This is a genomic window from Enhygromyxa salina (assembly GCF_002994615.1).
GTDB classification, from domain to species: Bacteria; Myxococcota_A; Polyangia; order Nannocystales; family Nannocystaceae; genus Plesiocystis; species Plesiocystis salina_A.
In genome coordinates, this window is sequence record NZ_PVNK01000286.1 from 24190 (window position 1) to 34452 (window position 10263).

Below are 10263 nucleotides of genomic sequence, written 5' to 3' on the forward strand. Positions count from 1 at the left end.
CGCGTGGCGAAGGCGAGTCGCGGCGGCGAGCGCGATTACTGCCGCGGCGCGAACAGATCGGAGAGCTCGTCGAGGACCAGGGTCCGGAGCGCGTCGGGGGCGTCTTCGCGGGCGGCGAGGACCCGCATCTCATTGATGATGCGCTGGCCTTGCTCGTCGTTGGCCGGATCCTCGACGTGGGCGAGGTTGTTGCCGAGCGCCATCGCGAGCTGCATCCGCAGGTGGTTGTCGGCGTCTTCCGTGCCCACGAGCGCGCGGATGCGGTCGAGCAGCTCCGAGGCCCGCGCGAGGTCTTCACGCTCGAGGGTGTCGCCGTGGTGGTTGACGATCGCCATGACCAGGCGGCGGCGCAGCTCGAGCAAGCCCGGGTGATCACGGTGGAGGCGCTCGAGGTCGTCGAGCAGGCGATCGGCCTGGGCGCTCGCGCGGCGCCGACCCGCGTTGACGTGGGCGTTGAACAGCGCGGTCGCGAGGTGCAGCTGCAGCGCGCCCGAGTGGGGGTGGGCCTTGGCCAGCTCGCGCAGCTCGAGCAGCAGCGCGCGCGCGCGCTGGTGTTGATCGCGTTGGTCGCTGTGCTCGTCGTTTGCGGCCCCGGTGTCGACGTGGGCGTTGACCAGCATCTGGCCGAGGACCTCGACCATCTCGAGCGGCGAATCGGCGAGATCGACCAGGTTGCGCGCGCGGGTGAGCAGGAGCTCGGCGCGGACCCAGTCGCCGCGATCCCCGGCCCGCGCGTGGGTCGCGAGCAGCATGCGCAAGTGGTCGAGGCGCAGCTGGGCGCGGACGCGGTGGGCCCGCTGCGCGCGGCCCCTGGTCGCGTGCTCGGGGGCGTCGAGGAGCCGAGCGCGGCCTTCGGGGTCGGCGTCGTCGGTCGACTGCAGCGCGTCGTCGCGGGTCAGGAGCGCGTCGGCCTCGGCTTGGAGCAGCTCGGCGGCTTCGTCGTCGTCGCGCTCGATCGTGTTGCGGTGGACCTGGAACAGGGCGCTCATCAGCTGGCCACGGAGCTCGGCGTCGGTCTCGTGGTGATCGACGAGCAGGCGCAGCTCGGACAGCGCCCGGGCGGCGCGGGTTGTCGTGGATCCGACCTGGCTGTCGAGGCCATCGAACTCGAAGCCGAGGCCCAAGACCGCGGCGTCGTGGAGGGCCTGGCCGAACGCGCGGATGATCGCCGCGCGCGCTCGGGCGCCGCGAAGACCCGCGCGAGTGTTGACAGCGACGTCGCCTCGAGCGCTCGTGCACAGCTCGCGCAGCTGCTCACGCAGGGACTCGGCGAGGAGCTCTTCGTCTGTCCGGAGCGCGCTGGCGTGGGCCATGACCAGGCCCTCGGCCAGGCGCACCCGGATCGGGTCGCCGCTCGGGAGCTCGAAGCTCGCGGCCAGCGTGCGCAGCCGATCGAGGAGCGCAGCCGGACGACTGAATTCGGCGGCGATCATCTCGCGCAGCCCGCGGGCGTACTCGCGGGCGATCGCCACGCCCGGATCGAACTCGTGGAGCCCCTCGAGCTCGGCCACGGCTCGCCCGGCGCGCTCGGGGTCGTCGGTCCGGGCGGCGCGGGCGAGCTCGTCGGCGAGCAATTCGGCGAGCGCGACGCGACACGCGGCGGCCGAAGGGTCGCGGTAGGATCGGGTGCGCAGCTCTTCGAGCGCCGCGAGCCGCATGGCCAGGTCGCCGAGCAGCTCGCCGCCGCGGATCATGTTGTAGAGGGCGGCGGCGAGGCGATCTTGGAGCAGGTCGGGCGTGCCCCCGCTGTGGAGCCGGGCGCGGATCTCGTCGAGGCGCCGCCACGCGTCGGCGGCCTCGCCTCTCTCGAACGCGCGGATCTGAGCGTCGAGCAGCGCGCCCGCGAGCGCGTCGGTGCAGCTGGTGCGGTCGGAGCCGGCGCTCGCAAGCACGCGCAGCTCGTCGATCAGGGCCTCGATCGCGTCGAGCTCGGCGTCGTCCCGCTCACGGATCGCCCGGGCGAGGATCACCGCGAGGCGGTCTCGCTCTTCGCCGGTCGCGGCGCCCGACGCGACCCGCTCTCGCAGCTCTTCTCGCTCGCCCTCGCTCACTGCGCGAGTATAGCGGCTTCTCCCCTCCGGGAACCCTCGCGCTTGGTCAGGGCTGGGCAGCGATCGCCCGGGCCAGCTCGTCCGGGAGTCGATGGTGACCGCCCTCGCCCAGCGTGAGCGCCTCGGCTCGGGTGATCGCGCCGAGTGTCACGCGACCATAAAAGTGCGGGAACAGCTCGGCGTGCTCATGCGGCGCGTGGCTCGGCGCCTCGAAGCGGAGCGCGGCGCCGTCGAGGGCCGCGCGAGAGATGGTCAGGACGACGAGGTCGTCGCGCCCGGCGAAGAAGCGGTGCAGCGTGCCGGGGACCTGGGCCGCCGTCGACAGGTGGACGTAGCCGTCGCGGCGGTCGAGCTCCGACAGCGGCAGCGCGCCCTCGGTCTGAGCCTGGGCCCAGACCTCGGCTTCACAGATGCGATAGAGGTGCATGAGGCCTGGACCATAGAGTATCGCGGACCAGGCGCGTAAACTGCGGTCATGGACCAGCTGATCGCCTGCCTCGCCATCGTCGGCTTTGTCGTCGTGCTGTTCCTGTTCGGCGACCGGATGTTGGCCCGCGAGCGGAGGCAGGAGCTCGGCGGCTGGCTGATCGACGAGCTCCCGTCCGAGGCCCGCGTCGACGCGCTGCCCAAGGCCTTCATCGAGTGGTTCGACCGCCTGTTTCGGACCCGGACCTTCGTCGTGCTCGGGCGCGAGCTCCACCTGCCTCGCTTCTGGCGCTCGGCGCTGGCCTCGTTCCTGGCCCTGGTCGCCGCGTTCGTGGTCTGGATCGCGAACAAGGGCGGCTTCTCGCAGCCGCCGAGCTCGGGCACCAACCTCGGCTTGCTGCTGCTGCTCTACGGCGGGGCGACGGTCGTCACCAACATCATCCCGGACTACCTCTCGCTGGTCGAGAGCCGCTTCGTGCTCGGCAAGATGAGCGAGACGCGATCGCTGCTCGGCAAGCTCGCGTGGCTGGCCCTCGACGTCGTCGCGACCGCGACGATCGTGTTTTGCTTCTTGTGGGGCTCGGGCTACCTGCTGCTGCCGCTGGTCCCCGAAGACTCGCTCTACGCGGTCGGCTGCCTGACCCAGGAGACCTTCGACTTCGATCGCATGCTCGACATTACGATCGCCGGGCTGACCTTCTCGACCCCGCCCGGGACGATCAACTACGACGTCTCGGGCATCTACATCTTCTCGAGCTTCTTCACCTCGTTTTGGGTCTGGCTGTACCTCGGCTCGAGCTTGCTCGTGCGCCTCGCCCAGCTCGCGCCGGGCCTGCGTGGGTTCTTGCGCCGGGCCTGCCGGGTGCAGGACTACCCCCTGCGCGTGCTCGCGGTCGTCTCGGGCATCGTCGCGATCGGGTTGTTCTCGCTGTCCCCGGTCGTGAGCTCGCTGCTGCCCGCGGACCGCCGCGGGACCAACGGCATGGACGGCAACGTCGGACAGATCGAGCTGTGCGAGCGCCTGCGCTGGCCCGCTACTCGAACAGCCCCGCGAGCTCGTCCCGGAGCCCGGGCGCGACGCTGATCGCCTCGGGTCGCACGCGGAGGCGGACGCCGCCCTTGCCGTCGCGCTCGGACACCCGCGGCCAAAAGCCCGGGACCTGCTGCTCGAGGGACTTGCGCACGCGCCCGAGCGCCTGGCGGTGGCCGGTGCCGAGGCCGGGGATCTCGCGCGGCGACAAGAACTGACGCGGTCGGCGGCGGGCGTGGGCGCACAGGTGAGCGAAGAGGTGAAATTGCTGGCGCGCGAGCGCGAGGCGCTGGCCGTCGATCTCGAGCTCGCAGCGGCGGCGGTGCTCGTTGCCGATCAACAGGATCTCGGGCCCGTCCTCGGCCATCGAAGTCGCCGCGCCCGCCCCGGCCAGCGCGGCCGAGCTCGACCCGCGACGCCGGGGGTGGACCGAGAGCAGCCGACGCACGCGCGGGGCCGGCCACTCCGACTCGTGGTCGTAGGGCTTCTTGAGGAAGTCGTCGGCGCCCGCGTGGAAGGCTCGACGACACAGCTCGTGATCGCGGCCGAGCGCGGTCGTAGCGATCAGCCCGGGCCGACGCGCGGGCGGCAGCCTCGACGCGTGGTCGATCAGGTTGAGCCCGCGCTCGATTCGAGGCGCGCGACCCCGGGCCCAGGGGATGTCGAGATCGACGAACGCGTAGTCGTAGAGCGTGTCTCGGAGCCGGTCTTCGGCCTCACGCTGCGAGGACGCGAGGTCGAGGCGGTGCCCGAGTGACTCCAGGATCTCGGCCGTGAGCTCGCGCTGCTCCGACTCGCGATCGACGACCAGGGCGACGGGGCGTGGGTGAGGCGTGGTCATGCGAGGTGCTCGGCTCGCGGTCGGGATCGCCACGCGGGGTGACTCGAAGCGGAGGGCGCGGCGCCTCGACCGGAGGGTCTGTCTGCCATCGCTTTGTGCCCGCGTCATCCTGGTCCAGGGGACGGCTCAACCGTTGATGGGCCCCCACGCGCGGCTCGGCGGCACGACGCGGCGGCGCTCGAACGTTGGTCACGCCTTCGCGCGAGCCGGGATTGAGCTCGAGCGGATGAGGGCAGCGACGCGCGAGCGCGCTCGTGTCTTGATGCAAAGTGTCGCCGCGGTCCCGCTCCCGAGGCGGGCGGTGTCGAGCCCGTGTCCGGGCCGAGCCCCTGCGCCGTCGGGCAAGCTCAAAGGCCAGACTGAGGCCAGCGTGGCCGGGCTCGCGTACTCGCGACGAAGCCCCGAGTCGCGATGGGCGCGCTCGGGGCTCGAGGACGGATGGTCGACGCTCCTTTCTAGTCCTGAATCAAGCGCTGCGCGCTCGACTCAGGACTTCTAGTCTTCAAGGGGCCTTTCAAAAAGGCCCCTCGCTGCGGCGGCGAAGCCCCCTCCGCTCACCCCAAACGCTCGCCTCTCGGCGAGTACTCGCTAGGTCTAGTTTGGGGGGCGGGTTGGACCGGTAGCGAGGTGCTCTCAGCCCTTGATGGGGACCTTGCGGACCTGGGCTTCGGCGCGCTTGGGCAGGTGGACTTCGAGTACGCCGAACTCGAGCTTGGCCTCGACCGCGTCGAGGTCGACGTCGTCACCGAGCGCGAAGCTGCGCCGGTAGTCGAGGGTCTCGGTCTCGGCCTCGAGCTCGAGCTGGCCGCCGTTGACGGTGATCCCGAGCGCGTCCTTGTTGACGCCGGGCAAGTCGGCGACGAGCAGGAATTCACTGTCGCTCTCGAGCACGTCGACGAGCGGGTGGACGACGGTCTTGGACGCGGGGGTGGATTGTGGGCTGGTCTGCGTGGACATGGTCAGAGCTCCTTTTTTGGGTCGTGGGCGCTCACGCGGCCTTGATGGTGATCTGGCGGGGTTGGACGCTGGCGTGCTTGGGCAGGCTGACGCGCAGGACACCGTCGCGCAGCTGGGCCTCGACGGCGCCCTGGTCGATGCGCTTGGGCAGGTTGATGCGACGCTGGAGCTCGTAGGCGCCACGCTCCCGGCGGAGGGCGGTGTAGCCCTCGGGGACCGCGGTCTCGCGCTTGGCGGTGAGCTCGATCCAGTCGTCGCCGACCGAGAGCTCGAGCGCTTCGGGGTCGAGGCCCGGGAGCTCGGCGCGGAGGATGAAGGCCTGCTCTTCATCCGCGAGGGTCAGGCGAGCGGGCTTGCGGACGAAGTTGGTCGCGCGGCGGCCGTTGGGCATGATCGCGTCGAACAACATGTCCATGGTGCGGAAGTGGTCGTTGGGGTTGAAGCGGTGGATCAGCATCGTTGGCTCCTGTGCGTGGTTGGTCCGGAGTCGGCGGTCGAGACCCGCGTCGCGGGGTCTTCGATGCGCCGAGCTCATGAGTCTCGGGGGGCGATACGCTCGCCTGCTTGGCTTGGGTCGGCCGCGCCGAGCTGGCTTCGTCGACCCGCGCTGAACTTGTGCACGTCATCTGGGACGTCAACCCCCGAGGTCGACGTCCGCAAAGATCGGGCTGGCTCACGCGGTCAGAGCCCCCGCCAAACTTCAATAACTGTCAGATCCGGACGCCAGCTTCGAGGTCGTGGTCGAGGCTCGCGCCCGGCCAGACCGCGGCCCGCTCGACTCGGACCCCTGCCGCGACCTTTGCTCGGGCACCGATCTGCACGTAGGGCCCGATCTTGGCGCCCGCGCCGATCTCTGCCCCCGGCCCGACGTGGACGCGCGGGTCGAGCTCGGCTCCGGGCCCGATCTTGGCGCTTGGATCGACGCCGATGATCGGGCGCTCGGCCCAGGGCAGGGCGGCGCGGCCGTCGAGCAGGTTGGCGATGCCCTGGAGGTAGCGCTCGACCGTCGAGTGCTCCCACCAGTAGCCGTCGTGGGTGTGGACGTCGATCCCCCGGGGGTCGGCGAAGAGCTGGCGATAGGCGGTGCGGACGATGCACTGCTCGCCCTCGGCGGGCACGCGATCGAGGAAGCGCGGCTGGATCACGTGGATGCCCGTGAACATCATCGCCGGGCCGGTCGTGGCCCCGGGCCGGGTCTCGCCGAGGAAGGTCGCGAGCGTGCCCGAGCTCGGATCCGCGGCCAGGCTCCCGCCCCAGATGCCCTCGGCGTCGGGCCGCAGGACCATCGTCGCCTCGGCATCGCGGCGGGCGTGAGCCTCGAGCACCGGGCGCAGATCGAGGTCGACGAGGATCTTGCCGTTGACGACGATGATCGGGCTGTCGTGACCGTCGTCGAGCAGGTGCCTGGCCTCGCGCAGGCCCCCGCCCGTCCCGAGGATCAGCCCCTCCTCGTGGGAGTACGCGATGTCGAGCCCCAGCTCCGAACCGTCGCCGAGCTCGTCGGCAATCTGTTCGCCGAGGTGGTGGAGGTTGACCACGATCTCGCGCACACCCTGCGCGCGCAGCCACAGCGCGGACCAACGAACGAGGGGCGCGCCGCAGATCGGCAGCATCGGCTTGGGCCGGACCTTCGTCAGCTCGCCGAGCCGCGTGCCGAAGCCGGCGGCGAGGATCATTGCGCGGGGAGATCGTCGACTCATGAGCGCGATCGAGCGTATCAGCTCTTTTTGTATCCAGTAGCCCCCGGCGGTGCAGAAGCTGCGCGGAGAGAGGTGCGCGGATCGCCGCCAGTCTCGCCAACAATGGGGTGATGGATACGCACTCGAACACGACGGGCGGTGCGCGTTGACGGGCGCGCTCTCAATCCTGGAGCTGTCGACCTTCGCTGCGCTGCTGCTCGCGTCGCCGCCGAAGCCGGAGCGCGCGGACGACAGAATCGTCGGCGTGCGCTTCGCCAACACCGTCCCGCTGCGCGAGCAGGGCCACCTGCGCGAGAGCCTCGCCGCGATGCTTCCGGAGACCTGCGAGCCCCCGCCGTGCATGGAAGACTGTGGCGAGGACGCGCCCACGCTCGGCGTCGAGATCGCCGGCGACAGCCGCGACTACGTCCTGCAGTGGAACGCGTGGGACCCGCGCCTCGACTCGCCGCTGCGCCTCGAGTCGAGCTGCGAGCTGTGCAGCCTGATCGAGCTCGAGGATCAGCTGGCCACCGATCTCGACGCGCTGTGCACCCGCCTCGACGCCCTCGACATGGCGCCGGGGCGCGTGCACGTGAGCTCCGAGCCCAGCGGCGCGCGGCTGCGCATCGACGGCGACACCCGGGGTCGCACGCCCTGGATCGGAGAGCTCCCAGCCGGCGATCACATGCTCGAGGTCAACACCCGCGGTCGCGCCTCGCAGGCGCGGACCGTGTGGGTCGTCGGCGGCGTCGAGGAGCATGAGCACTTCGAGCTGCTCGCCACGCGCAGGCGCCCGGAGTGGCCCGGGTGGCTGAGCATGGGCCTCGGCGTTGCGATGAGCTTGGCCGGATCGACGCTCATCGCGCTGCACGACAAGGACTGGTCCGGTCGCTGCTCCGGCGCCGACGTCGACGCCAACGGCAGCTGCCGCTTCGTCTACGCCACGCGCCCGCTCGGCATCGGTCTCACAGCTGCGGGCGCGGGCGCGATGGCGACCGGCATCGGTCTGATGGTCTGGGCCCAGCATGACAGCGCGGACCGGGCCAGCCTCGGCTTGTCGTGGAAGGGGCGGTTCTGAAATGTCGGAGGTCTCGGCCAATGAGCACACCGCTCGGACCAACACCCGGCCCGACTCGCGCGCCGGGCCCGTGACGGGCGATGACGCCTACAGCGAGCGCCGACCCAAGCTGGTCCCCGGCAGCGTGATCCCTGGCACGCGCCTCGAGATCGTTCGCTGGCTCGGGGAGGGGGGCATGGGCGTGGTGTTTGAGGTCCGCCACCTCGACATCGAGCGCCGCTACGCCGCGAAGCTGCTCTACTACAGCGAGAGCGTCGCGCGGATGCGTCGCTTTCGCGAGGAGGCGCGCACGATCAGCCAGATCGGGTCGCCGTGGATCGTCGAGATCTTCGACTACAAGGAGCTGCCCGACGGCCGCCTGATGTACCTGATGGAGCTGGTCGAGGGCTCGAGTCTCTATGTCGTGCAGCGCGGGCGGGCGGGCGAGCGCGGTACGGCCGCGTGCGAGCCCGCGCGGCTGATCGGGATCGCGCGGCAGGTCTGCAAGGGGCTCGCGCACGCCCACGAGGTCGGCTTCGTCCATCGCGACGTCAAGCCCGAGAACATCATGATCGGCCGCGACGCTGACGGGCGCGAGCAGGTCAAGATCGTCGACTTCGGCCTCGCCGCGTTGCTCGAGGGGCCCAAGGACGCCAACCGGGGCGGGACGCCAGCCTACATGTCGCCGGAGCAATGCAAGGGCCAAGACGCCGACGCCCGGGCCGACATCTACTCGTTTGGCGTGACCCTTTATGAGCTCGCGTGCGGGCGCCTGCCCTTCTTGCATGACGACGAGCGGCGGCTCCGCGAGGACCACGTTCGCACCCAGCCCGAGCCGCCCTCCACCTTCGCCCCTCCGGGCCAGCTGACGCCCGGCTTCGACACCTTGATCTTGCGCTGCATGGCCAAGCGACCCGCGGATCGCTACAGCTCCGCGGCCGAGCTCGAGGCCGCGATCATCGAGCTGCAGCTCAACCTCGGCTTGCGCACCCCGTGGGACAAGCTCCCCGCGCCCGAGCTCGAGGACGGGCGTCGTCAGCGTCGTCTCGACGAGGGGCTCGCGGAGCTGCGCAGCGACGACCTCCGGGTCCAGCGACGTCGCTTCCTCGTCGGCGCTGGGCTCGTCGTGTTCGTCGGCATCGGCGCGGCGGTCGGCTGGGTCGCCAACGCGGACTCGCGCGCCGAGGTCATCGCCGCGGACCAGCGCGAGCTCGACGCCCTGCGCGAGCGAGCGAGGAGCGCGGCCGCCCACGCGCGCTGGGTCTATCCGACGACCGACGATCCCCAGGCGGAGACCGCCTATCGCGTGCTGCTCGAGTTCGAGGCTCGGGACATCCCCGACGCCATCCGCGTCAGCGCGGCGCTGCGCGAGGAGTTCGCGGGCACCCTCGTCGGGCTCGGTGACACCTACTGGGATCGCGCGGGTGGTCGCGGCTTCGCGCGCGAGTTCTATGCTCAGGCCTTGGTGTTCGCGCCCGACCATCAGCGCGCGGGCCGACGCGCCGGTCTGAGCCTGGTCGCGCTGCTCGATCTGCGCACGCGCGCGGCCGCGGGCGACTTTGACAGCTACGAGCTCGTGGCCGTCGCCCCGCTGGCGAGCTTGGCCTCCGACGACCCGCAGGTGCAGCTCGAGGGTCTGCTCATGGCCGACGAAGAAGGTGTCCTCCCGGCCCGCGTGGCCGTCGACGTCGAGCGCCTGATCGAAGAACTCGAGGATCCAGCCTCCGCAGGCTCCACCGACCCTGACGGGCTAGGTGAGGCCCTGGGCGACGACAGCTCGGAGATCGACGGTCGACCGCGGAGGGGCCCGATCAAGATGGGCACCGACACCGAAGTACGATCCGGTCGCACGCGGGCCGAGATCAGCGCCACGGTCCGCGCGGCCGAGGCCGCCTACAACGCGGGCCACGACAAGAAGGCCGAGCGCCTGTTTCACCGCGCGCTGGGCCTCGACCGGCGCAGCGTCAGCGCCCTCGTCGGCCTCCACAACATCAAGTTCGACCGCGGCCAGTATCGCCAGGCCCTCAGCTACGCCAAGCGGGCGCTGGTCCAGCGACCCAAGCGCGGAGACCTTCACATGCTGGTCGCCGACTCGTGCATGAAAGTGCTCGACTACGAGTGCGCCCGGACCCACTACGAGCACGCGAGCGAGCGCGGCCAGAGCCGGGCCAAGCAGCGCCTGCGCATGCTCGACGAGCGCGCGGAAAAGTAGGGGGGGAGGG

The 10263-nt window shown here is 70.9% G+C and carries 9 protein-coding genes; 3 read left to right on the plus strand and 6 right to left on the minus strand.

Features of this window, described 5'->3' with window-relative positions:
- Window positions 1-35: 35 nt before the first annotated feature.
- On the minus strand, window positions 36-2051 hold the full coding sequence (locus tag ENSA5_RS33265) for a hypothetical protein (RefSeq protein WP_106395751.1): 2016 nt from the start codon (window positions 2049-2051) through the stop codon (window positions 36-38).
- A 46-nt stretch (window positions 2052-2097) separates the two neighbouring features.
- Entirely contained in the window at window positions 2098-2478 is a 381-nt protein-coding gene (locus ENSA5_RS33270; RefSeq protein ID WP_106395752.1) for a DUF952 domain-containing protein, read from the minus strand.
- Window positions 2479-2526: 48 nt separating this feature from the next.
- On the opposite strand from ENSA5_RS33270, the gene ENSA5_RS33275 reads away from it, so the two are divergent.
- The gene (locus ENSA5_RS33275) at window positions 2527-3561 is read left to right on the plus strand and encodes a hypothetical protein (protein WP_106395753.1); all 1035 of its coding nucleotides are present in this window, start codon (window positions 2527-2529) and stop codon (window positions 3559-3561) included.
- On the opposite strand, the gene ENSA5_RS33280 is transcribed toward ENSA5_RS33275, so the two are convergent.
- From ENSA5_RS33280 to ENSA5_RS33295, 4 genes are all read right to left on the minus strand, one after another.
- The gene (locus ENSA5_RS33280; RefSeq protein ID WP_181198417.1) at window positions 3512-4348 is read right to left on the minus strand and encodes a response regulator; all 837 of its coding nucleotides are present in this window, start codon (window positions 4346-4348) and stop codon (window positions 3512-3514) included. The two genes, ENSA5_RS33275 and ENSA5_RS33280, sit on opposite strands and share 50 nt — an antisense overlap.
- A gap of 633 nt (window positions 4349-4981) precedes the next feature.
- Window positions 4982-5305 (minus strand): Hsp20/alpha crystallin family protein, encoded by a 324-nt coding sequence (locus tag ENSA5_RS33285; RefSeq protein ID WP_106395755.1) that lies wholly within the window; start codon window positions 5303-5305, stop codon window positions 4982-4984.
- 31 nt (window positions 5306-5336) lie between these two features.
- Window positions 5337-5840: an Hsp20/alpha crystallin family protein gene (locus ENSA5_RS33290; protein WP_106395756.1), complete on the minus strand. Its 504-nt coding sequence runs from the start codon at window positions 5838-5840 to the stop codon at window positions 5337-5339.
- Window positions 5841-6015: 175 nt separating this feature from the next.
- Window positions 6016-6981, minus strand: a complete 966-nt coding sequence (locus ENSA5_RS33295) for a nucleotidyltransferase family protein (protein WP_181198418.1) — start codon at window positions 6979-6981, stop codon at window positions 6016-6018.
- Window positions 6982-7150: 169 nt separating this feature from the next.
- On the opposite strand from ENSA5_RS33295, the gene ENSA5_RS33300 reads away from it, so the two are divergent.
- Both ENSA5_RS33300 and ENSA5_RS33305 read left to right on the plus strand, forming a co-directional pair.
- On the plus strand, window positions 7151-8062 hold the full coding sequence (locus ENSA5_RS33300; protein WP_181198419.1) for a PEGA domain-containing protein: 912 nt from the start codon (window positions 7151-7153) through the stop codon (window positions 8060-8062).
- Between the two features lies 1 nt (window position 8063).
- Window positions 8064-10253 carry a serine/threonine-protein kinase gene (locus tag ENSA5_RS33305; RefSeq protein ID WP_181198420.1) on the plus strand — a complete coding sequence of 730 codons (2190 nt, stop codon included), beginning with the start codon at window positions 8064-8066 and terminating at the stop codon, window positions 10251-10253.
- Window positions 10254-10263: the final 10 nt, after the last annotated feature.

What these genes read in the sequence shown, in the direction of transcription:
- ENSA5_RS33270 (WP_106395752.1), bottom strand. Translation starts at nt 2,478, where the DNA reads ATGCACCTCTATCGCATCTGTGAAGCCGAGGTCTGGGCCCAGGCTCAG.
- ENSA5_RS33275 (WP_106395753.1), top strand. Translation starts at nt 2,527, where the DNA reads ATGGACCAGCTGATCGCCTGCCTCGCCATCGTCGGCTTTGTCGTCGTG.
- ENSA5_RS33280 (WP_181198417.1), bottom strand. Translation starts at nt 4,348, where the DNA reads ATGACCACGCCTCACCCACGCCCCGTCGCCCTGGTCGTCGATCGCGAG.
- ENSA5_RS33285 (WP_106395755.1), bottom strand. Translation starts at nt 5,305, where the DNA reads ATGTCCACGCAGACCAGCCCACAATCCACCCCCGCGTCCAAGACCGTC.
- ENSA5_RS33290 (WP_106395756.1), bottom strand. Translation starts at nt 5,840, where the DNA reads ATGAGCTCGGCGCATCGAAGACCCCGCGACGCGGGTCTCGACCGCCGA.
- ENSA5_RS33295 (WP_181198418.1), bottom strand. Translation starts at nt 6,981, where the DNA reads ATGATCCTCGCCGCCGGCTTCGGCACGCGGCTCGGCGAGCTGACGAAG.
- ENSA5_RS33305 (WP_181198420.1), top strand. Translation starts at nt 8,064, where the DNA reads ATGTCGGAGGTCTCGGCCAATGAGCACACCGCTCGGACCAACACCCGG.